The organism is Streptomyces sp. CNT372, assembly GCF_000377145.1.
In genome coordinates, this window is the sequence record NZ_KB897778.1 from 1 (window position 1) to 21,754 (window position 21,754).

General features: G+C 72.6%; 16 protein-coding genes and 1 rRNA gene. 9 read left to right on the plus strand and 8 right to left on the minus strand.

The genetic code is table 11. From position 1 onward, the window contains the following. Window positions 1-2 precede the first annotated feature (2 nt). Window positions 3-119, plus strand: a 5S ribosomal RNA gene (gene rrf / locus C593_RS0105380). 99 nt (window positions 120-218) lie between these two features. Here the strand turns inward: rrf and C593_RS0105385 are convergent. From C593_RS0105385 to C593_RS0105405, 5 genes are read right to left on the minus strand one after another with little or no spacing between them, the layout of a single operon-like run. Then, window positions 219-1,529 carry a DUF58 domain-containing protein gene (locus tag C593_RS0105385; RefSeq protein ID WP_018846274.1) on the minus strand — a complete coding sequence of 437 codons (1,311 nt, stop codon included), beginning with the start codon at window positions 1,527-1,529 and terminating at the stop codon, window positions 219-221. Window positions 1,530-1,536: 7 nt separating this feature from the next. Beyond that, window positions 1,537-2,520, minus strand: coding sequence for an AAA family ATPase (locus C593_RS0105390; RefSeq protein WP_018846275.1), 984 nt, complete (start codon window positions 2,518-2,520; stop codon window positions 1,537-1,539). Beyond that, window positions 2,517-3,749, minus strand: coding sequence for a DUF4350 domain-containing protein (locus tag C593_RS0105395; protein WP_018846276.1), 1,233 nt, complete (start codon window positions 3,747-3,749; stop codon window positions 2,517-2,519). The genes C593_RS0105390 and C593_RS0105395 overlap by 4 nt, the downstream gene beginning before the upstream one ends. Then, window positions 3,746-4,429, minus strand: a complete 684-nt coding sequence (locus C593_RS0105400; protein ID WP_018846277.1) for a DUF4129 domain-containing protein — start codon at window positions 4,427-4,429, stop codon at window positions 3,746-3,748. Before C593_RS0105400 ends, C593_RS0105395 begins: the two co-directional genes overlap by 4 nt. A 4-nt stretch (window positions 4,430-4,433) precedes the next feature. Further along, complete coding sequence (locus C593_RS0105405; RefSeq protein WP_018846278.1) at window positions 4,434-5,660, minus strand: DUF7847 domain-containing protein; 1,227 nt, start codon at window positions 5,658-5,660, stop codon at window positions 4,434-4,436. Window positions 5,661-5,842: 182 nt separating this feature from the next. Between C593_RS0105405 and mtnA the strand changes: the two genes are divergently transcribed. The 7 genes from mtnA to C593_RS0105440 all read left to right on the plus strand — a co-directional run bounded on the left by mtnA (window position 5,843) and on the right by C593_RS0105440 (window position 14,467). After that, on the plus strand, window positions 5,843-6,988 hold the full coding sequence (gene mtnA, locus C593_RS0105410) for an S-methyl-5-thioribose-1-phosphate isomerase (RefSeq protein WP_026277379.1): 1,146 nt from the start codon (window positions 5,843-5,845) through the stop codon (window positions 6,986-6,988). Window positions 6,989-6,992: 4 nt separating this feature from the next. Beyond that, complete coding sequence (gene mtrA / locus C593_RS0105415) at window positions 6,993-7,682, plus strand: two-component system response regulator MtrA (RefSeq protein WP_199790000.1); 690 nt, start codon at window positions 6,993-6,995, stop codon at window positions 7,680-7,682. Window position 7,683: 1 nt separating this feature from the next. Continuing rightward, on the plus strand, window positions 7,684-9,672 hold the full coding sequence (gene mtrB / locus C593_RS0105420; RefSeq protein WP_078521207.1) for an MtrAB system histidine kinase MtrB: 1,989 nt from the start codon (window positions 7,684-7,686) through the stop codon (window positions 9,670-9,672). A 22-nt stretch (window positions 9,673-9,694) separates the two neighbouring features. Beyond that, a complete protein-coding gene (locus tag C593_RS0105425; protein WP_018846282.1) occupies window positions 9,695-11,503 on the plus strand; it encodes an LpqB family beta-propeller domain-containing protein in 1,809 nt (602 codons plus the stop codon). 289 nt (window positions 11,504-11,792) lie between these two features. Further along, entirely contained in the window at window positions 11,793-12,368 is a 576-nt protein-coding gene (locus C593_RS28905; protein WP_158686799.1) for a type I phosphoribosyltransferase, read from the plus strand. 359 nt (window positions 12,369-12,727) lie between these two features. Next, complete coding sequence (gene hpf / locus C593_RS0105435) at window positions 12,728-13,417, plus strand: ribosome hibernation-promoting factor, HPF/YfiA family (protein WP_018846284.1); 690 nt, start codon at window positions 12,728-12,730, stop codon at window positions 13,415-13,417. A gap of 279 nt (window positions 13,418-13,696) precedes the next feature. Further along, the gene (locus C593_RS0105440) at window positions 13,697-14,467 is read left to right on the plus strand and encodes a response regulator transcription factor (RefSeq protein WP_018846285.1); all 771 of its coding nucleotides are present in this window, start codon (window positions 13,697-13,699) and stop codon (window positions 14,465-14,467) included. Between the two features lie 36 nt (window positions 14,468-14,503). Here C593_RS0105440 and C593_RS0105445 read toward each other — a convergent pair whose 3' ends face one another. Beyond that, on the minus strand, window positions 14,504-15,667 hold the full coding sequence (locus C593_RS0105445) for a DNA glycosylase AlkZ-like family protein (protein WP_018846286.1): 1,164 nt from the start codon (window positions 15,665-15,667) through the stop codon (window positions 14,504-14,506). Window positions 15,668-15,767: 100 nt separating this feature from the next. Next, window positions 15,768-16,343, minus strand: coding sequence for a GNAT family N-acetyltransferase (locus C593_RS0105450; RefSeq protein ID WP_018846287.1), 576 nt, complete (start codon window positions 16,341-16,343; stop codon window positions 15,768-15,770). A gap of 239 nt (window positions 16,344-16,582) precedes the next feature. Between C593_RS0105450 and secA the strand changes: the two genes are divergently transcribed. Further along, window positions 16,583-19,396 (plus strand): preprotein translocase subunit SecA, encoded by a 2,814-nt coding sequence (gene secA / locus C593_RS0105455; RefSeq protein ID WP_018846288.1) that lies wholly within the window; start codon window positions 16,583-16,585, stop codon window positions 19,394-19,396. Window positions 19,397-21,306: 1,910 nt separating this feature from the next. On the opposite strand, the gene C593_RS0105460 is transcribed toward secA, so the two are convergent. Continuing rightward, window positions 21,307-21,747: an Rv3235 family protein gene (locus C593_RS0105460; protein WP_018846289.1), complete on the minus strand. Its 441-nt coding sequence runs from the start codon at window positions 21,745-21,747 to the stop codon at window positions 21,307-21,309. Window positions 21,748-21,754: the final 7 nt, after the last annotated feature.

Here is a 21,754-nt window from a genome sequence, read left to right on the forward strand (position 1 = left end):
GTTTCGGTGGTCATAGCGTTAGGGAAACGCCCGGTTACATTCCGAACCCGGAAGCTAAGCCTTTCAGCGCCGATGGTACTGCAGGGGGGACCCTGTGGGAGAGTAGGACACCGCCGAACAATCATTGAAAAGGGCCCCGCCCCCCGGAGAAGGAATTCTCCGGAGGGCGGGGCCCTTTTGCGTTTCCAGGCACCCGACCGGGGGCCGCCAGGGGAATGTCAGAGCCGACCCGTCGCCTTGAGCGTCAGATACGCGTCGGCCAGGTCGGGCGCGAGCCGGTCCGGGACCGAGTCGACGACGACCACGCCGTGGCGCTGCAACTGCTCCGCGGTACGGCGGCGTTCCGCCTGGGCCCGGGTGCCGGCGGCCGCGTCGTATACGTTCTCGATACTGCCCCGCGCCTGTGCCATCTCGGATACGCGAGGATCCGCCACCGATGCCACGACGACCGTATGCCGGCGGGTGAGCTGCGGAAGAACCGGAAGCAGGCCCTCTTCGATCGGTGCCGTGTCCAGGCTTGTGAAGAGGACGATCAGGGACCCCTTCGGGGCGTTCTTGAGCGCCGAGGCGCTGAGCCCACGGGTGTCCGTCTCCACGAGCGCGGCCTCGAGGGGCGCCATCGCGTCGACCATGGCCGGGAGGGTCTCGCGGGCCGAGCGGGCCGGGACGTGAGCCCTGACCCGTCGGTCGTAGGCCAGCAGTCCCGAGCGGTCGCCCGCGCGGGCGGACAGCGATGCCAGGAGCAGCGCGGCGTCCATCGCCGCGTCCAGCCGGGGGACGTCGCCGACCCGTCCCGCCGCGGTGCGACCGGTGTCAAGGACCATGAGGATGTGCCGGTCCCGCTCCGGTCGCCAGGTGCGGACTGCGACCGTCGTCCGGCGCGCGGTGGCCCGCCAGTCGATGGATCGGGTGTCGTCCCCGGGGACGTAGTCGCGGAGACTGTCGAACTCGGTTCCCCGGCCCCGGGTCAGAACGCTGGTGCGGCCGTCCAGTTCACGCAGCCTGGCCAGCCGGGACGGCAGATGCTTGCGGCTGGTGAAGGGCGGCAGGACCCGGACGGTCCAGGGGACCCGGTGACGTCCCTGGCGGGCGGCGAGCCCGAGCGGACCGTAGGAGCGGACGGTGACCTGCTCGGCGTGCCGGTCCCCACGGCGGGTGGGCGTCAGCACGGTCGTCATCACGCGGCGCTCGCCCGAGGGGACGCGTACGCGCTGCCTCGACGCCGCGAGTTCGGTGCCGGTCGTCCAGCTGCTCGGCGGCCAGGCGTCCCGTACATCGGCGCGCAACGGGCGGGGGCAGGCGTTCGTGACGGTCAGCTGGACGGCGGCAACGTCACCGAGTCGAACTGATGTGTCACCGGATCGGGTGAAACGGAGCGCTCGCACTGGCGCGGCGAGGGCGTAGTCGCACAGGATGGCGATGGTGAGGGGCGCGTTGACCGCGAGCATCCCCGTCCAGCTGGGGGCGAGGAAGCCGACGGGCAGGGTGCCGATCGCGGCGAGGAGTGCGGTGCGTCCGGTGAGGGCCATCAAAGCCTCACCGGGGTACGGGGACGTGGGCGAGGATCGCGGTGATGACGGAGTCGGTCGTGACTCCTTCCATCTCCGCCTCGGGCCGGAGTTGGAGCCGGTGGCGCAGTGTGGGGAGGGCGAGGGCCTTCACATCGTCGGGGATGACGTAGTCCCTGCCGGTGAGCCAGGCCCAGGCCCGGGCGGTGGAGAGCAGAGCGGTGGCGCCGCGGGGAGACGCGCCCAGGGCGAGGGACGGGGATTCGCGGGTGGCGCGGCAGATGTCGACGACGTAGCCGGCGATCTCGGGTGACACCGAGGTCGCCGAGACGGCGGTGCGGGCGGCCTCCAGGTCGGACGGGCCGGCCACCGGGCGTATGCCCGCGGCGTCGAGGTCACGGGGGTTGAAGCCCTGCGCGTGACGGGTCAGGACGCTGATCTCGTCCTCGCGCGAGGGCAACGGGACGGTGAGCTTGAGAAGGAAGCGGTCGAGCTGCGCCTCGGGCAGAGGGTAGGTGCCCTCGTACTCCACGGGGTTCTGTGTCGCGGCGACGAGGAAGGGCTCGGGAAGCGGGCGGGCTGAGCCGTCGACGGTGACCTGTCGTTCCTCCATCGCCTCCAGCAGCGCCGACTGCGTCTTGGGAGGGGTGCGGTTGATCTCGTCGGCGAGCAGGAGGTTGGTGAAGACGGGTCCCTGCTGGAAGGAGAACTCGGAGGTGTGCGTGTCGTAGACAAGAGACCCGGTGACATCACTGGGCATCAGATCGGGGGTGAACTGGACGCGCTTGGTGTCGAGTTCCAGGGAGGCGGCGAGGGCGCGGACGAGGAGGGTCTTGGCGACACCCGGGACGCCTTCGAGCAGGACGTGGCCGCGGCAGAGCAGTGCGACGACGAGACCGGTGACGGCGGGGTCCTGGCCGACCACTGCCTTGGCGATCTCCGCGCGCAGGGCCTCCAGCGAGTCCCTGGCGCGGTCCGCCTGCTCGGTGGTCTCGGGGGTCGGGGCGCTCATGGCGTGCGTACCTCTCTTTCGAGGGCGTCGAGTCGGTCTGCCAGGTTGATCAGGGAGAGGTCGTCGTCCGGGGCGGGGCCGAAGAGCAGGGTGGAGAAGTCCCGTCCGGCATCGGGGATGCGGGCGGAGAGTGCGGGGAGCAGCTTCTCGGCGGAGTGGACGTCGGAGGGGGCGACGCCGAGCAGCGGGCCCAGCCGGGTCCGTGAGGCGGTGCGCAGCGAGGAGGCGGCCCGGTCCCGGGCATTGGCCTTCCGGTAGAGCCGGGAGCGCCCCTCGGTGGCCTCGGAGGCGCGGACGGCCACCGGCAGACGTTCCGTCACGAGGGGGCCGAGGCGACGGCCGCGCCAGACGGCGGCCAGCACGGCGGCGACGGTGAGTTGGAGGGTCCCCCAGACCCAGCCCTCGGGGACGAGGTCGAGGAAGGTGCTCTCACCGCTCGCGTCGTTGTCGTCGGCCGGGTCGCCGTCCCCGCCGTCGCCGCGGGGTTCCTCGCTCACGGAGGTGTCGCCGAGCGAGGGGATATACCAGATGAGTTCGTTTCGTGAACCGAGAAGTTGGAGAGCCAGGGAGGCGTTTCCGTGTTCGTCCAGTCTGTCGTTGTAGAGAATATTCGGCGCACCGAGCAGGACGGTGTCGCCACCGCCCGTGGTGTTGTCCAGCCGCAGGAGCGTCGGCAGTCCGCCGCTCGGGTAGCAGGCGTCGGCACCGGTCAGCCCGGTGCGGTAGCGCTCGCCGCCGAGATCGGCGTCGCCGGCCCGCCGGGCGACCGGGTAGGAGCACTGCGGATCCCTGGGCGCGACCCGTGCCGGGGCGTCGGTGTCCACGTCCGGGGCCAGGACGTCCAAGGCGATGGCGTCGGGGGACAGCAGGACGGTGCGTCCCGCGGTTGCCGACATCGTGGCGCGGAGCGCGCGGAGTTGGGGCTCGCTGAGGAGGTTCGGGTCGGTGACCAGAAGAGTCGCACCGGGTCCGGCGGCCGCCGCGGCCTGCGGCAGCGAGGTGACCGGGCGGACGGTGACGCCCTCCCGCTCCAGCAGCTCGGCCACCGCGCGGCTCCCGGTCGGGTCCACGGACCGGGGGTCGAGCCGGCCGTGCCGGCCGCCGGACTGCAGTGCGGCGATGGTGATGCCGGCGACGACCAGCAGGGCGAGGACGGCCAGCAGGCCGCGGGTCCGGGCCCACACCTGGCGTCCGGTGGGGGCCAGGGAAGTGGGGGAGGTGGTCGTCATACGGGCTCTCCCGGTGTCGTGGTCTCCAGGGAGGGCTTGGTCCGTTCGATCGCGAGGTCCACGTCGCGCAGGCGCTCGTACATCCCGCGGTCGGCACTGCGGCCGCCGTATGTGACGTCGTCGAAGGCCCGGGCAGCGGTGCGGAGCCCGTCGGCGTGCTGGGGCAGCGCGCGTCCCGCCTCGGCAGCGGCTTCGTCGGCGGTGCGACCGGGGCGGGGAGTGAGCAGGGCGCGCTCCTCAAGCGCGCGGACGACGGCGCGCAGGCGCTCCTGGACGGCCTGGCTCCACTGGCCGGCCGCCGCGTGGTCCTCGGCCGCTGCCCGGTGCTCGGCGGCGCTGCGGGGTCCGTCGGCGAACAGGGAGTCCGGGGCCGGCAGTGTCCGCTGGGGTCTGCCCAGGCGCCACCACAGTGCGGCGCCCAGGGCGACGACGACCAGCACGATGACGACGAGGCCGGCCGGGCCCCCGGGCCCGCCCGAGAAGCCGTCGAACAGGCCGGCCACCCAGTCCCAGAACGCGTCGATGGCACGCTGGAGCACATTGGGCTCGTGCTCCCGGTACATCGGGTCGGAGAGTTCCCGCTCCGCCGCCTCCCGTGCCGGGACACGCGGAGTGTCCACCGGCACATCACCCCGGGCGATCAGCTCGGCCGTCGCCCTCGGTCCCCCCGCGCGCAGCACCGCATCAGCCTCCGGTGGCGCGGTCGCCGCGGGAGTCGGTGCCGTACCCCGGGACGCCGGCGGCGCGGGCGAGTTCGAGGTCGAGTGCCTCGCGGCGGATGCGCTGGTCGACGTAGAGCAGCGCGGCGACCCCCGCCGAGATCGGGTAGGTCACCGAGGAGGCGATGACGGAGCCGATGCCGGTGATGATCTGGAAGCTCCAGCCGAACTCCGGGGACGAGTCGCCGAGGAAGTCGCTGAGGCTGATGCCGTCCACCGCGAAGGCGGTGATCGTGAACGGAATCGCGATGACCATGCTGACCAGCAGGGTCAGCAGCAGGGTCAGCGCCGTGATGCCGAAGACGCGCCACCAGGAGCCCTGCACCAGCTTGGCCGACCGGCGAAGGGAGGCGAAGACGCCCTGCCGCTCCAGCACCAGGGCGGGCGCGGCGAGTGCGAAGCGCACCAGCAGCCACAGCACGACGACGAAGGCCGCGACGGCGCCGAGCACGACGAGAAGCGCTCCGCCGACTCCGCCCAGGAGCAGGCCCGGCAGCATGCCGATCGTCATGATCGCAGCGGAACCGACGGGGAGGAGGAAGATCACGCCGAGGAGCAGCGGCAACCGGGGCCGGGCCTCGCGCCACGCCTCGGGCAGGGTGACCGGGCGGCCCAGCACCGAGCGGCTGATCACCACGGTGAGCAGCGCCGTGGTGAAGAGCGTGCCGATCATCGTGATCAGCATGGCCGGCCCCATGCCGATCAGGGTGGCCTGCAGGGAGTCGAAGGACTGGCGCAGCGCCTCCTCCGGGGCGGCGTCGGGGTCGATCTCCGGCGGGGCTGGCACCAGGTAGCGCTCGGCGAGGATCGCGGCGATCTGGGTGATCACCGAGACGGTGACGGTGACGGCCAGGATCGTGCGCCAGTGCAGCCGCAGTGTCGACACGGCGCCGTCGAGGATCTCGCCGACACCGAGGGGCCGCAGGGGGATCACTCCCGGCTTGGCGGCCGGCGGCGGGCCTCCCCAGCCGCCGCCCGGCGCCCCGCCCCACCCGTGCGCGGGGCGGCCGGGGGCCTGCCGGTGACCGGGCGCGGACCACTGCCCCGGGGGCGGCTGCTCCTGGGACCACTTCGGGGAGGGGCCGTCGACGGGGGCGGCGGGGTGCGGGACGCCAGGGTTCTGTCCGTCGGAGGGGTTCTGCCCGTCGGAGGGAGCCGACCCGGGCGAGGCCCAGCCCGGAGTGTCGTTCACGGTGGTCCACCTCATGGATCGGCCGCGGTACCGGTGCTCGCGCCCGGCACGTTCACGGTGTGCGTCCACCCGGAAGGGCGGCTGGTTGGCGCCCATCGTGCCACGAGGCCGGTGGAGGCGGGCGGGGGCCGGTCTCCCCACGGTCCCTTCATTGTCGGAGCCTCACCGGGCAGACTGGTCGAATGGCTGATCACGGCGTACAGATCACTACGGGGAAGGTGCCGCCGCGGCTCTCGGTCCTGCGCTGGGACGAGCCGCCGGAGGGCCCGGTCCTGGTGCTCCTCGACCAGACGCGGCTCCCGGCCGAGGAGGTGGAGCTGGTCTGCACGGATGTGCCGGCGCTGGTCGGGGCGATCCAGAGCCTTGCCGTCCGCGGGGCGCCGCTGCTGGGGATCGTGGGCGCCTACGGCGTCGCTCTCGCGGCGGCCCGGGGCTTCGACGTCGACGAGGCGGCCGCACTGCTGGGGCACGCGCGGCCCACCGCCGTGAACCTGGGGCACGGAGTCCGGCTGGCGGCCGGCGTCTACCGGCAGTCCCTGGCCGCGGGCGCGGGCCACGACCGGGCCGCCGAGGCAGCGCTGACCGCCGCGCGGGAACTGCACCGGGCGGACGCGGAGGCGAGCCGGCGGATGGCGGAGCACGGTCTGGCCCTGCTGGACGAGCTCCTTCCGGGCGGCGGGCACCGGATCCTGACCCACTGCAACAGCGGGGCACTGGTCTCCGGCGGCGACGGCACCGCCTTCGCCGTCGCGCTGGCCGCCCACCGGGCCGGTGAGCTGCGCCGCCTCTGGGTGGACGAGACACGGCCGCTGCTCCAGGGAGCCCGGCTCACCGCGTACGAGGCGGCCCGGCACGGGATGGCGTACAGCCTGCTGACCGACAACGCCGCCGGGTCCCTGTTCGCCGCGGGGGAGGTCGACGCGGTCCTCATCGGGGCCGACCGGATCGCCGCCGACGGTTCCGTGGCCAACAAGGTGGGCAGCTACCCGCTCGCGGTGCTCGCCCGCTACCACCATGTGCCGTTCGTCGTCGTGGCCCCGACGACGACCCTGGACGCGTCGACTCCGGACGGGGCCGCGATCGAGGTGGAGCAGCGCCCCGGCAGCGAAGTGACCGAGCTCACACCCCCTCGGGCGGGCACGGATGGCCAGGTCGGTGGTGGGGTGTCCGTGGCACCCCTGGGGACGCAGGCGTACAACCCCGCGTTCGACGTGACCCCTCCCGAACTCGTGACCGCGATCGTCACCGAGGAGGGGGTCCTCTCGCCGGTCACCGGAGACGGAATCGCGCAGCTGTGTGCCAGGTCACGACAGGTAACGATTAGCTAATGGGATGATGTCGAATATGAAGGGACGAGTCCTTGTCGTCGACGACGACACCGCACTGGCCGAGATGCTCGGCATTGTGCTGCGTGGTGAGGGTTTCGAGCCGTCGTTCGTGGCGGACGGCGACAAGGCGCTGGCCGCCTTCCGGGACACCAAGCCGGACCTGGTGCTCCTCGATCTGATGCTCCCCGGCCGGGACGGCATCGAGGTGTGCCGTCTGATCAGGGCCGAGTCCGGTGTGCCGATCGTGATGCTCACTGCCAAGAGCGACACCGTGGACGTGGTGGTCGGGCTCGAGTCCGGGGCCGACGACTACATCGTGAAGCCGTTCAAGCCGAAGGAGCTGGTCGCCCGGATCCGGGCCCGGCTGCGGAGGTCGGAGGAGCCCGCGCCCGAACAGCTGACCATCGGTGACCTGATCATCGACGTGGCCGGTCACTCGGTGAAGCGCGACGGCCAGTCCATCGCGCTGACGCCGCTGGAGTTCGACCTGCTGGTCGCGCTGGCGCGCAAGCCGTGGCAGGTCTTCACCCGTGAGGTTCTCCTGGAACAGGTGTGGGGCTACCGGCACGCGGCGGACACCCGGCTGGTCAACGTCCATGTGCAGCGGCTGCGCTCCAAGGTCGAGAAGGACCCCGAGCGCCCGGAGATCGTGGTGACCGTGCGGGGCGTCGGTTACAAGGCGGGACCGAGCTGATATGTCCGGTGGCAGCGTTGCTCCGAAGCCCGGCGAGCCGGGAGTCCGTACGGGGCGGGCTGCCGGACCGGGGCGGAAGCCCGCGCGATTCGGCCGTCTGCTCCAGGACGGTGCGCCCAGCGGGCCGATACCCAGGCTCTTCATGCGCTGGCTGCGGCGGCCCCTGCTGGCCGCGGTCCGTCTGTGGCGGCGCAACATCCAGCTCAGGGTGGTCGCGACCACCCTGCTGATGTCCCTCGGCGTGGTGCTGCTGCTGGGCTTCGTGGTGATCGGACAGGTCCGCAACGGCCTCCTCGACGCCAAGAGCAGGGCGGCGCAGAGCCAGGCGGCGGGCGGCTTCGCCGTGGCGCAGGAGCAGGCCAACGTGCCGGTCGGCCCCGCGGGCCAGGACGGCTCGCCGACGGGCGCCAGGAACGCCAACTCCTGGCGCTCCGACCTGGTGGTGCAGCTCGCCAGCGGCGGCCAGGGCTCGTACAACGTGGTCGCCCTCAGCGCCGACTCCGAGCGCGAGGGCACCGGCCGCGCCCCCCGCACCTCCGGCCTCGTGGACCCCGCGTCCATCCCCCAGGAACTGCGGGACGCGGTCGGCCAGGGCAGTGGCACCTACGAGACCTACGTCAGCATCCGGTACTGGAACGACGCCTCCGACGCGGAGCCGGGCCTCGTCGTCGGCACCCGGCTGAACGACATCGAGGGCAAGCCCTACGAGCTGTACTACCTGTTCCCGCTGGCCCAGGAGGAGGAGTCGCTCAACCTGGTCAGGGGCACCCTCGCCACCGCCGGCCTGTTCGTCGTCGCCCTGCTGGGCGCGATCGCCTGGCTGGTGGTCCGGCAGGTCGTCACCCCGGTGCGGATGGCCGCCGGCATCGCCGAGCGGCTCGCGGCGGGCCGCCTCCAGGAGCGGATGAAGGTCACCGGCGAGGACGACATCGCACGCCTCGGTGAGGCGTTCAACAAGATGGCGCAGAACCTCCAGCTGAAGATCCAGCAGCTGGAGGAGCTCTCGCGGATGCAGCGCCGCTTCGTCTCCGACGTCTCGCACGAGCTGCGTACCCCGCTCACGACGGTGCGGATGGCGGCCGATGTGATCCACGAGGCCCGCAGCGACTTCGACCCGGTGACGGCCCGGTCCGCGGAACTCCTCGGCGACCAGCTGGACCGCTTCGAGTCCCTGCTCGCGGACCTGCTGGAGATCAGCCGGTTCGACGCGGGCGCCGCCGCCCTGGAGGCCGAGCCGATAGACCTGCGCGAGGTCGTGCGGCGGGTCATCGGCGGCGCCGAGCCGCTCGCCGAGCGGAAGGGCTCGCGGATCCTGGTGAGGGGCGACGAGCAGCCCGTGGTCGCAGAGGCCGACGCCCGGCGGGTGGAGCGCGTCCTGCGGAACCTGGTGGTCAACGCCGTCGAGCACGGCGAGGGCAAGGACGTCGTGGTGCGGATGGCGGTCGCCGGCGGCGCCGTGGCCGTCGCGGTGCGCGACTACGGCGTGGGCCTGAAGCCCGGCGAGGCGACCCGGGTGTTCAGCCGCTTCTGGCGGGCGGACCCCGCGCGCGCCCGAACCACGGGCGGCACGGGCCTGGGCCTCTCCATCGCCGTGGAGGACGCCCGGCTGCACGGCGGCTGGCTGCAGGCGTGGGGCGAGCCGGGCGGCGGTTCCCAGTTCCGCCTGACGCTGCCGCGCACGGCGGACGAGCCGCTGCGTGGTTCGCCGATACCGCTGGAGCCCGAGGACTCGCGGCAGAACCGGGAGCGTGCCCGCTCGTCGGGTGAGCCACCGGCGAACGGGCAGCGGATGACGTCCGTGCCCGTTCAGCCGGCGGCGGAGTTCTCGCGGCTGCCCGCGCAGCAGCGCGGCGCGGCGCCCGTCGGGGTCGACCCGGCGGCGTTGCCCGGCAGCGGTGCGAGGGTCGTGGCACGGCCCGTGGGGGAGCGGGCCGACCGGCCCGCCGAGCAGGTTTCACCGGAACGGGAGGACACGGGTCGTGGGCGCTGACCGACGAAGGGGGCGGGCGCGGGTGCTGCGTGCCCCGGCGCTGCTCGGCTGCGTCGCCGTGGTCCTCGCCGGCTGCGCGTCCATGCCGGACAGCGGTGACGTGCACCCGGTGAAGGCCTCGCAGCGCGGCGACTCGCAGGTGCGGGTGTACGCCGTCCAGCCGCGCAAGGGGGCCACCCCGGACGAGATCGTCACCGGCTTCCTGGAGGCGATGACCAGCGACGACTCCAACTTCGCCACGGCCCGGTCCTATCTCGCGCCGGAGACCTCCAAGCGGTGGCGGCCCGAGGCGAGCACCACGGTCCTGGCGGCCGCGCCGGACCCGGGCGTGCCGAGTCTGGGCGGCCGGGACAAGCCGGGGATGAGCTATCCGCTGCTGGGCCGGCAGATAGCGGCGGTCGACGCCCAGCGCGCCTACCAGCCGGTCACACCGTCCGACTACCGCCGGACCATTCACCTCTCCCAGCAGGGCAAGGACGGGGAGTGGCGGATCGACAGCCTGCCGCCCGGCCTGCTGCTGGGGGCCTCGGACTTCGAACGCAACTACGTCTCGGTGAACAAGTACTACTTCGCCTCGGGGCGGAGTGTGATGGTCGCCGACCCCGTCTTCATCCGTCAGCGCCAGGACCCGGTGACCAGGCAGGATCCCGTCACCCAGGCCGTGTCCGCGCTGCTGGAGGGCCCCACGGACTGGTTGAGGCCCGTGGTGGAATCCCGCTTCCCGACCGGCACGGCGCTCAAGGCCGGCACCCGGATGCTGACCTTCGACGACCGGAACGTCCTCAAGGTGCCGCTGAACGAGCGGGCCTCCGGGGTGGGCCGCTCCCAGTGCACGCGGATGGCCGCCCAGATCCTGTTCACGCTCAAGGACCTCTCCTCCTCCCGTGTGGAGCAGGTGGAGCTCCAGCGGCGCGACGGCTCCCAGCTCTGTGTGCTGAGCAGCGGCCAGGCCAAGGAGTACGCGCCCGACCACGCGGTCGGCAGCCCGGACAACCAGTACTTCGTCGACAAGGAGCACCGCCTGGCGCTCCTGGAGAGCGGCGCCGCGGAGGACACCGAGCCGCGGAACGTGCCCGGTCCCTTCGGTGACGGTTCGCTGCCGATGGGCAGCGTCGCGGTCTCCCGTGACGAGCGGACCGCCGCCGCCGTGACCCGGAACGCCGCCGCGCTGTATGTGTCCTCGATCGTCAACGGCTCCGAGCTGAAGGGCGAGATCGTCCGCAGCCAGGGTGCGAGCGCCGCGAACCGGCTGTCCGCGCCGAGCTGGGACGGCCGGGGCGACCTGTGGGTGGCCGACCGCGACCCGGAGAACCCCGCGCTGATGCGGGTCCCGGACGGCGAGGACACACCCCAGGACGTCCGGATCGTGCCCGGTCTCGACGGCGCACGCATCGAGGCGCTGCGAGTCTCGGCGGACGGGGTGCGCATCGCCCTCCTGCTCACCAAGGACGACAGGACGACGCTGAAGATCGGACGGGTGGAGCGGCAGGGACCCGCCGACGACCCGGTGGTGACGGTCACCGAGCTGCGTCCGGCCGCGCCGCAGATGGAGACGGTCACCGCGGTCTCCTGGGCGGGGCCGAGCAGGCTGGTCCTCGTCGGCAAGGAGTCCGGCGGGGTGCAGCAGGTGCGCTACATCCAGACCGACGGTTCCACCTCCGCGAACGCACTGCTGCCGGGTCTCAACCAGGTCAGGGCCGTGGCCGCGTCGGACGACGAGAGCAAGCCCCTGGTGGCGTACTCGGAGGAGGACGGCATCGTGCGGCTGCCCGCCGGCGCGAACTGGCAGACGCTGGTCAAGGAGGGCTCCTCGCCCGTGTACCCGGGCTAGGACACCTCCTGGCACACACCTCCTGGCACACACCTCCTGGCAGCCGATCCGGGGCTTCGGTCGCGGGTTCGCCCCAAGGTTGTCCACAGGGGTTGGCGGGCCGGTGGCGGGCTGCCACCGTGGAGAGGTGCGTGGGTGGTGGCAGGAGCTCTCCGGTCTGGTCCTCCCGGTCGACTGCGCGGGCTGCGGCCGGTGGCGTACACGGTTGTGCCCTGCGTGCGAGGGCGTGCTGTCCGGCAAGGCGCCCCGGCGGGTGCGTCCCGAGCCCGCGCCGAGGGGGCTGCCGCCGGTGCACGCTGCGGCGGTCTACGGCGAGGCGGTGCGGGCCGTGCTGATCGCGCACAAGGAGCGTGGCGCGACGTTCCTGGCCGGCCCGCTCGGCCGGGCCCTGGCCGGAGCGGTGCGGGCCGGCCTTCCGCGACCTGATCCCGACAGGGGCACGGGACCGGGCGGGGACGCCGAGGGGCTGGTCCTGGTGCCGGTGCCGTCCGCGCGCCGGGCGGTCGCGGCTCGGGGGCACGATGCCACGCGCCGGATCGCCCTGGCGGCGGCCGCCGACCTGCGCCGGTCCGGGCTGTCCGCGCGGGTCCTGCCGGTGCTGCGCCAGACCCGCCCGGTGGCCGACCAGGCGGAGCTGACGGGCCCCGAGCGGCTCACCAACGTCTCCGGGGCCCTGGGGGTGCGCCGGGGAGCCGAGTCGCTGTGGGCGGGCGCGGCGGTCGTCCTGGTGGACGACCTGATGACGACCGGGGCCTCCCTTGCCGAGGCGGCGAGGGCACTGAGTGCCGCGGGCGCGGCTTGCGGATCGCCGCGGTCACCGGGCCCGGGACTCGCACGGCTGAGCGCGGCCGTCGTGGCCCATTGAGAGCCGTTCTCGGAATAAACCCGGAACTGACGCGGAACTCGCAACGTTGCAGGTGGTAGAAGGGCAAAAACCCCTGATCGGAGGTACCTTCGGGTAGCGGGTGCCGAGATCGGCCGCAGCGAGCTATGTTCGGTTGTAGGCACGGCTGATACCGGACCTCGCCGCACGGTTCCGATGTTTCCCGCACGGGATACGGGACAGAGGACATCTCGAAATCGGGTGGGTGGAGATCTTGCCGACTGGGGAGGAGGAGGTGAAAGTCGCCAAGTCCGAGGCCCCGTGACCGTCGGGGTCTGGTGCACAAAGGGAGATGCTCCGCGGCCGATGAGGGGCGGAGCGATCCGGGAACGGAGTTCTGCGTGGACATCGTCGTCAAGGGCCGCAAGACCGAGGTGCCCGAGCGGTTCCGCAAGCACGTGGCCGAGAAGCTGAAGCTGGACAAGATCCAGAGGCTCGACGGCAAGGTGATCAGCCTCGACGTCGAGGTGTCCAAGGAGCACAACCCGCGGCAGGCCGACCGTTCCGACCGGGTGGAGATCACGCTCCGCACGCGAGGGCCGGTCATCAGGGCCGAGGCATCCGCCGGCGACCCGTACGCAGCGCTCGACCTCGCCACCGGAAAGCTGGAGGCACGGCTCCGCAAGGAGCACGACAAGCGCCACGACCGGCGCGGCAACGGACGTCTGACGGCGGCCGAGGTGCCCGATGTGGTGCCCGGCGTCGCCGAGTTGAACGCCAACGGACAGCCCGTCCCCCGGGACGCGGACCAGTCCGTCCCGACCACCAGGATCGGCTCGCTCGAGGTGCAGGGCGAAGGACCGCTGGTGGTCCGCGAGAAGCTGCACACCGCGGCACCCATGACGCTCGACCAGGCGCTCTACGAGATGGAGCTGGTCGGGCACGACTTCTACCTCTTCGTCGACTCCGAGACGAAGCAGCCCAGTGTCGTCTACCGGCGGCACGCCTACGACTACGGCGTCATCCACCTGGAGACCGACCCGCTGGCCGGGACCGAAGCCGGTGGGGCCGGCGGCGCACTCGGCGGCTGACAGCCGTGGGACCGGGATCCTCCGCTGGTGAACAGGGCGGCCGTGCCGTCCGTATCCCCCGCGGGAAGGCCCGCGGTATGACCGGTTGACAGTGCGTCAGCCGGCTGTGGTGCCCCTGGAGCGCCCCGTGCGCCCCCAGGGGCACCACTGTGCGACCGCAGGATCCCCGCTCTGTCGTCCGGGCATGAAAGCATGACGTGGACAGCCAACGGACGCGCGGCGCAGTGATGTTGGCAGACCAGACATGATCTTCGGGCCACGGCCTCAGGGGGAGGAACGATGGCGGACAGCTTCGGGCCGATGCGGAGCGAGGCGGGCCACCCCGCAGTCGCCGACACCGACGCGGTCGCCGGTGCCGATCCGGCGGACGCCGCCGGGCCCGGCGAACCGGAGCCGATCAGGGTCCTCGTCGTCGACGACCACGCGCTCTTCCGGCGCGGACTGGAGATCGTCCTCAAGCACGAGGAGGGCATCCTGGTCGTCGGTGAGGCCGGGGACGGGTCCGAGGCGGTGGAGAAGGCGGCCAATCTGCTGCCCGACATCGTCCTCATGGACGTGCGGATGCCCAAGCGCGGCGGCATCGAGGCCTGCACCTCGATCAAGGAGGTGGCCCCCAGCGCGAAGATCATCATGCTGACGATCAGCGACGAGGAGGCCGACCTCTACGACGCCATCAAGGCGGGGGCCACCGGATACCTCCTCAAGGAGATCTCCACCGACGAGGTCGCGACCGCGATCCGCGCGGTCGCGGACGGCCAGTCCCAGATCAGCCCCTCGATGGCCTCCAAGCTGCTCACCGAGTTCAAGTCGATGATCCAGCGCACCGACGAGCGCCGGCTGGTGCCCGCGCCCCGGCTGACCGACCGGGAGCTGGAGGTCCTCAAGCTCGTCGCCACCGGGATGAACAACCGGGACATCGCCAAGGAACTGTTCATCTCCGAGAACACCGTGAAGAACCATGTGCGCAACATCCTGGAGAAGTTGCAGCTCCACTCCCGGATGGAGGCCGTGGTCTACGCGATGCGGGAGAAGATCCTGGAGATCCGCTGAGGCGGACCGGGCCCGCGGCCTCACCCGGGCACCGCGTCAGCCCAGGGCCTTGACGAGATCCACCGTGAGTTCGGGCCGGTCCATCCGCTCCACCCGGACCGTGTCGCAGCCGACCCAGGACGCGGCCTCGCGCAGGGCCCGCGCCATCGGCTCCACGGCTTTCGCAGACTCCAGCGACACCTGCCGCGCCACCAGGGTGGTGCCCTCCCGCGCCGGGTCAACCCGGCCGAGCAGCCGGCCGCCCGAGAGCAGCGGCATCGCGAAGTACCCGTGCACCCGCTTGGGCTTGGGGACGTACGCCTCCAGCCGGTGGGTGAAGCCGAAGATCCGCTCGGTGCGGGCGCGTTCCCACACCAGTGAGTCGAACGGCGAGAGCAGAGTGGTGCGGTGCCGGCCGCGCGGCGGCGCCTCCAGCGCCGCCGGGTCCGCCCAGGCCGGCTTGGCCCAGCCCGCCACCCGCACCGGCACCAGCCCCGTGTCGGCGACCACCGCGTCGAACTGCTCGCCCTTGAGGCGGTGGTAGTCCGCGATATCGGACCGGGTGCCCACACCGAGCGCCCGCCCGGCCTGTGCGACCAGACGGCGAAGGCACTCGGTGTCGTCGATCTCGTCGTGCAGCAGAGCCTCCGGAACGGCCCGCTCCGCGAGGTCGTACACCCGCTTCCAGCCGCGCCGTTCGGTGCAGACCACCTCGCCGTACATCAGGGCTCGTTCGACGGCGACCTTGGAGGCCGACCAGTCCCACCACTCGCCGCCGTTCTTCGCGCCGCCCAGCTCGGTGGCCGTGAGCGGCCCCTCGGCGCGCAGTTGCGCGACGACCGCCTCGTACGCCCCGTCGGGCAGGTCGTGGTGCCACTGCGGACGGCGGCGGTAGGCGCGGCGGCGGAAGGCGAAGTGCGGCCACTCCTCGACGGGGAGGATGCACGCGGCGTGGGACCAGTACTCGAAGCTGTGGCCCTCGGTCCAGTACGCGTCCTCGACGGTGCGGCGGCCGACGGCGCCCAGCCGTGCGTACGGGATCAGTTCGTGGGAGCGGGCCAGCACGGAGATCGTGTCCAACTGGACCGCGCCGAGAGCCCGGAGCACCCCTCTGACGCCGCCGCGCCGGTCCGGCGCGCCGAGGAACCCCTGGGCGCGCAGCGCGATACAGCGTGCCTCGTCGGCGGACAGTTCGAGGGCGGAGGGCGGCAGCGTGGTCATGACGGCACCCTACGGGCAGCCTCTGACAGTCCGGAGGGGCCCCGGGGGGACTGCCCGGCAGAGCCCTTGGACCGTCGCGGAGCCGTCGGCTCCGGGCCCCTCAGACGCGGGCGGGGAGGTAGGGGTGGGTGCTGGTGAGGTCCAGGTCGGAGGGGAGCAGCGAGCCGATCCAGACGTCCCGCAGGGTGTCCTTGTTCAGCAGGGCGGCCCGCAGTGAGCCCTCCATCCGGAAGCCGGCCTTCTCGGCCACCGCGCGGGAGCCCGCGTTGCCCACCTCGGCCCGCCACTCCAGCCGGGTCGCACCGAGCCGGACGAAGGCCCAGTGCGACACCGCTGCCAGCGCCTCCGTCATGATCCCCTGCCCGCGGTGCTCCTTCCCGGTCCAGAAGCCGATCTCCCAGGTGCCCGAGAAGGTGCGCAGTGTGACCGAGACCGAGGCCGCCAGCGAGCCCCCGTCCCGCGTCAGCACGGCGAAGGTGCACATCGTGCTGTTGCGCCAGCCGTCCGGGACCATGCGCTCGGTGTACTCGGCGGCGTGGTGCCATTCGTAGGGGGAGGGAACCGTCGTCCACCGCTGGATGTCCGGATCCTGGCAGGACCGGAAGACGGCCTCGGTGTCCCCGGCCGTGAACGTGCGCAGCAGCAGGCGTTCGGTGGTGAGTGTGGTCGGCTCCATGTCCGGGATTGTGGTCGGGGCGGCGGGGCGGCGCGAGCACTTTTGTCCGCTCCCCGGCACCTTCCACCGCTCCCGCGCGTTCACCTGGTGGCGGACAGCCGGCCTCCGTGGCCCCGGACCTCCCGACTCGGCGGGGTCCTCGCTTACGATGGCCGGTGCGGTGGGGCCCACCTGCCGTGCCCGCGCCAGTGTCCACACCGACCCAGTGCCAGGCCCGACCGGCAAGGAGACCAGCCTCAGTGTCCGTCTTCAACAAGCTCATGCGTGCAGGCGAAGGCAAGATCCTGCGCAAACTGCACCGCATCGCGGACCAGGTCAACTCCATCGAAGAGGACTTCGTCGACCTCTCCGACGCCGAGTTGCGGGCGCTCACGGAGGAGTACAAGCAGCGGTACGCCGACGGTGAGAGCCTGGACGACCTGATGCCCGAGGCGTTCGCGACCGTCCGCGAGGCCGCCAAGCGCGTCCTCGGCCAGCGTCACTACGACGTCCAGATCATGGGTGGTGCCGCGCTGCACCTCGGTTACGTCGCCGAGATGAAGACCGGTGAGGGCAAGACCCTCGTCGGTACCCTCCCCGCGTACCTGAACGCCCTGTCGGGCAAGGGCGTGCACCTGATCACGGTCAACGACTACCTGGCCGAGCGCGACTCCGAGATGATGGGCCGGGTCCACAAGTTCCTGGGCCTCCAGGTCGGCTGCATCCTCGCCAACATGACGCCGGCGCAGCGCCGTGAGCAGTACAACTGCGACATCACCTACGGCACGAACAACGAGTTCGGCTTCGACTACCTCCGCGACAACATGGCGTGGTCGAAGGACGAGCTCGTCCAGCGCGGCCACAACTTCGCCTGTGTCGACGAGGTCGACTCCATCCTCGTCGACGAGGCACGCACCCCGCTGATCATCTCCGGCCCCGCCGACCAGGCCACCAAGTGGTACGGCGACTTCGCCAAGCTGGTCACCCGGCTGACCAAGGGCGAGGCCGGCAACCAGCTCAAGGGCATCGAGGAGACCGGCGACTACGAGGTCGACGAGAAGAAGCGGACCGTCGCCATCCATGAGGCGGGTGTCGCCAAGGTCGAGGACTGGCTCGGCATCGACAACCTCTACGAGTCGGTGAACACCCCGCTCGTCGGTTACCTGAACAACGCCATCAAGGCGAAGGAACTGTTCAAGAAGGACAAGGACTACGTCGTCATCGACGGCGAGGTCATGATCGTCGACGAGCACACCGGCCGTATCCTCGCCGGCCGCCGTTACAACGAGGGCATGCACCAGGCGATCGAGGCGAAGGAAGGGGTGGACATCAAGGACGAGAACCAGACCCTCGCCACGATCACCCTGCAGAACTTCTTCCGCCTGTACGACAAGCTCTCCGGTATGACCGGTACGGCCATGACCGAGGCCGCCGAGTTCCACCAGATCTACAAGCTCGGCGTGGTGCCGATCCCGACGAACCGGCCCATGGTCCGCATGGACCAGTCGGACCTGATCTACCGCACCGAGGTCGCCAAGTTCGCCGCGGTCGTCGACGACATCGCGGAGAAGCACGAGAAGGGCCAGCCGATCCTGGTCGGCACCACCTCGGTCGAGAAGTCCGAGTACCTCTCGCAGCAGCTCAACAAGCGCGGTATCCAGCACGAGGTCCTCAACGCCAAGAACCACGAGCGCGAGGCCACGATCGTCGCCCAGGCCGGCCGCCGCGGCGCGGTCACGGTCGCCACGAACATGGCCGGCCGAGGCACCGACATCAAGCTCGGCGGCAACCCGGACGACCTCGCCGAGGCGGAGCTGCGCCAGCGCGGCCTGGACCCGGTGGAGCACGTCGAGGAGTGGGCCGCGGCCCTGCCGGGCGCGCTGGAGCGCGCCGAGGCGGCGGTCAAGGCCGAGCACGACGAGGTCAAGGACCTCGGGGGCCTGTATGTGCTGGGCACCGAGCGCCACGAGTCGCGCCGGATCGACAACCAGCTCCGCGGTCGTAGCGGCCGTCAGGGCGACCCGGGCGAGTCCCGGTTCTACCTGTCCCTCGGTGACGACCTGATGCGCCTGTTCAAGGCGCAGATGGTCGAGCGGGTCATGGCCATGGCGAACGTCCCGGACGATGTGCCGATCGAGAACAAGATGGTCACCCGGGCGATCGCTTCCGCGCAGTCCCAGGTCGAGCAGCAGAACTTCGAGACGCGCAAGAACGTCCTCAAGTACGACGAGGTGCTCAACCGGCAGCGCGAGGTCATCTACGGCGAGCGCCGCCGCGTCCTGGAGGGCGAGGACCTGCACGAGCAGGTGCGTCACTTCATGGACGACACGATCGACGCGTACATCCAGGCGGAGACCGTCGAGGGCTTCGCGGAGGAGTGGGACCTCGACCGGCTGTGGGGCGCGTTCAAGCAGCTCTACCCGGTGAAGACCACGATCGAGGACCTGGAGGACGAGGTCGGCGACCGTGCCGGGCTCACTGCGGAGTTCATCGCGGAGTCGATCAAGGACGACATCCACGCCCAGTACGAGGAGCGCGAGAAGCAGCTCGGCTCGGAGATCATGCGTGAGCTGGAGCGACGTGTGGTGCTGTCGGTACTGGACCGCAAGTGGCGCGAGCACCTCTACGAGATGGACTACCTCCAGGAGGGCATCGGCCTGCGCGCGATGGCCCAGAAGGACCCGCTGGTCGAGTACCAGCGCGAGGGCTTCGACATGTTCACCGCGATGATGGAGGGCATCAAGGAGGAGTCCGTCGGCTACCTGTTCAACCTGGAGGTCCAGGTCGAGCAGCAGGTCGAGGAGGTCCCGGTGCAGGACGCCGCCGAGAAGCCCTCCCTGGCGAAGGAGTCGGCGGGCACGGGCCGCCCGGAGATCCGCGCCAAGGGCCTGGAGGCCCCGCAGCGTCCGGACCGGCTGCACTTCTCCGCGCCGACGGTGGACGGCGAGGGCGGTGTCGTCGAGGGCGACTTCGCCAGCGACGGCGGCCAGGGTCGCTCCGACTCCTCGGACGGCATGACGCGTGCGGAGCGCCGCAAGGCGGCGAAGGGCGGCGGTCGCCGCCGCAAGAAGTAGCGCGCGCCTTCCGCGCGCAGCGCGGGCGCGGGGTGCAGGGCCGGACACGGGGACGTGTCCGGCCCTGCGGCGTCTGCGCGCCGGGCGAGGGGGCGCGGGTGGCTTCCGGGCCTGCGGCGTCTGTGGGCCGGGCGAGGGGGCGCGGGTGGCTTCCGGGCGGGCGGGGCGTGGGTGGTGTTGGCTGGCCCTGCGGCGTCTGCGCGCCGGGAGGGTGCTGGTGGCCGGCCGCCCGGGCCCTGGTCCGGCCCGGGCCCACGGGGTGGTCGTGGGTGGGGCGCGTGCGCGTGCCGGCCTGCGCGCCTGCTCGGCAGGGGCAGGCTCCACCCGGGCCCAGCAGCCCCGGGTGGAGCGTGGGTGTGCCTGCGGCTCGGGCTGCGGTTGCGCTCGGGTGCCGACCGGGCGCCGGGCCCGTCGGGGCCCGCGGACCGGACTGCTGGTGGGATGTGCCCGCCCCCGCCCCGGGGTGTGGGCGGGGCGGTTGTTGTGACCTGTCGGCGACGTGCCCGTGCGTGCCCGGCGCCGGGCGTATGGCGGTTCTGGGGGGCGTGCCGACCCGTGCGCCCCTGGGGCCTGCGGCCCACCCTCCGTCCCGCCGGGCCCGCCGGGACGGAGGGTGGGCGCGTCTCTGGACGCGCTGGTTGGAGTCGTGCGCCCCCGGCCCCCGCCCCCGCGTGCCCGGGCCGCGACGTGCCCGTGCTCGCCCGTCGTGCCGCCGTGCCCGGGGGCAGGTCGGTGGCAGGTCGGCGGAGGGCTCCGCCTGACCCGTCGCGCTGCTCGCGCCTGCGTGGCTTGAGCGGCCCTGAGCCGGGCCGGCCGGTCGGGAGGCGGTGACCCGAGGCTTTCCCGAGCCCGGGGCCCCTGGCCGGCAGGCGGGCCGCTGGGCGCGGGTGTCCGTCCGGCACGCACCCGTCCGGGGCCGGACGCGGAGGGTGGTCCCGGAGACCTGTCGTTTCGCGTCCTGGGCGTCGCAGGCCGCCCAGGACGCTCCTGGCGGGTACGCCCGCCGAGGCCGCTCAACCCGCGCCCTGCGGGTGCGGGCCTCTCAGGGCGCTTGAGGCCGGGTGGTGCGTTGGGTGCACCGCCCGGAGGGGCGTAGGCCGCTCGGGCCGCGCCCGGTGCCTGCCGTACGGAGCCGGGTCGGCCAGACCCGCTCAAGCCGTGCCCGGCGGGCCGGTGGTCTGCCCCTGGGAGCCTGGTCGGCCCGGCCCGTTCAGGCCGCGATCGGCGGGCCGGTGGCTGCTCCCGGGAGCCTGGACGGCCAGGCCCGTTCAGGCCGCGCGCGGCGGGGCAGTGCCTGCCCCTGGGAGTCGGGGCGGGCCAGGCAGGTGGCTCTCGTGCTCCCCGGAGGACCGGCCGAGCCGGGCGCTCTTGGGCTGCCCCGGCGCCGGGGCGCCCCACCCCGGAGGGCCCGGCGCCCTGCGGGGTGGGGCATCCGCGTCGGTCCGGGACGGACGCCACGGCCTTCGCGAAGGCGGGTGCCCCCGGACGAACGGCGTGCCCGTGCAGATCCCGCAGGGCCCCGCCGGGCCGCCGGGCGGACCGGCCCCCACGGGCCCGGTCCGGCCGAGGCCGCAGGGCCTGCCGGGCGGGCCGTGTGCGCGCCCGCACCCCCGGGGCGCCCGTCCCGGTCCGGCCAAGGGCGCGGAGCCCGCCGGGCGGGCCGTGCGCACCCCGCGCCCCGAGGCTGCGAGCGCGGGGCGCGCTTTCCGGGCGCCGGGAGCGCTCGGAGCCACAGTGCGTATCCGGCCGCACCCTTGCCGGCCGTGGGCCCCATGCTTGGCCCCAGCGCGCTGTATCGGGCCCCGGGACTCCCTGGCCGGCCGCTCGGGGCGCTTTCGGCCTGCCCCGGGCCGGCCGGGGCGGGTCTGACCCGCGCGCCGCGGGCCGCGGGCAGCCTCCCGCCCCGGGGATCATCCGCGTTGGTCCGGATCCCTCGGGGCGACGGGGTTGCCGCCGAGTTCGACCGCTGCGCAGCGCCAGCGCAGGTCGGGGCCCTGTTCGAGGCGGAACGCCATGGCCGTGACGCGTTCGCCCCAGCCGATGCGGGCGAAGGCCTCGATCACCCCCGGGCCGGGGTGGAACTCGCCGCAGTGGCGGACGACCGGGGAGAGGCGGTCCGCCGGGCACAGGGGTGTGCCCGGGGCGAGGCGGATCAGCTGCTCGTACGCCTCGCCGACCGTGTGCCCGAGCATCCAGTGCACGGGGCGCCGGCCGCTGAGGACCGCGAGGAGACGGTCCGCGAACCAGTAGTGGGGTTTGTGCTGCCGGGCGCGGGCACGGGTCAGTGCGGCCGCCGCTGCCGCGGCGGGTCGGCGCTGGTCGTGGCGTCCCGCCGGCCGGGTCCTGTTCATGCAGATC

Coding starts and splice junctions, on each gene's coding strand:
- mtrB (WP_078521207.1), top strand. CDS start 7,684: ATGTCCGGTGGCAGCGTTGCTCCGAAGCCCGGCGAGCCGGGAGTCCGT.
- C593_RS0105460 (WP_018846289.1), bottom strand. CDS start 21,747: ATGAACAGGACCCGGCCGGCGGGACGCCACGACCAGCGCCGACCCGCC.
- mtnA (WP_026277379.1), top strand. CDS start 5,843: ATGGCTGATCACGGCGTACAGATCACTACGGGGAAGGTGCCGCCGCGG.
- C593_RS0105390 (WP_018846275.1), bottom strand. CDS start 2,520: ATGAGCGCCCCGACCCCCGAGACCACCGAGCAGGCGGACCGCGCCAGG.
- C593_RS0105450 (WP_018846287.1), bottom strand. CDS start 16,343: ATGGAGCCGACCACACTCACCACCGAACGCCTGCTGCTGCGCACGTTC.
- C593_RS0105445 (WP_018846286.1), bottom strand. CDS start 15,667: ATGACCACGCTGCCGCCCTCCGCCCTCGAACTGTCCGCCGACGAGGCA.
- C593_RS0105395 (WP_018846276.1), bottom strand. CDS start 3,749: ATGACGACCACCTCCCCCACTTCCCTGGCCCCCACCGGACGCCAGGTG.
- C593_RS0105440 (WP_018846285.1), top strand. CDS start 13,697: ATGGCGGACAGCTTCGGGCCGATGCGGAGCGAGGCGGGCCACCCCGCA.
- mtrA (WP_199790000.1), top strand. CDS start 6,993: ATGATGTCGAATATGAAGGGACGAGTCCTTGTCGTCGACGACGACACC.
- C593_RS0105385 (WP_018846274.1), bottom strand. CDS start 1,529: ATGGCCCTCACCGGACGCACCGCACTCCTCGCCGCGATCGGCACCCTG.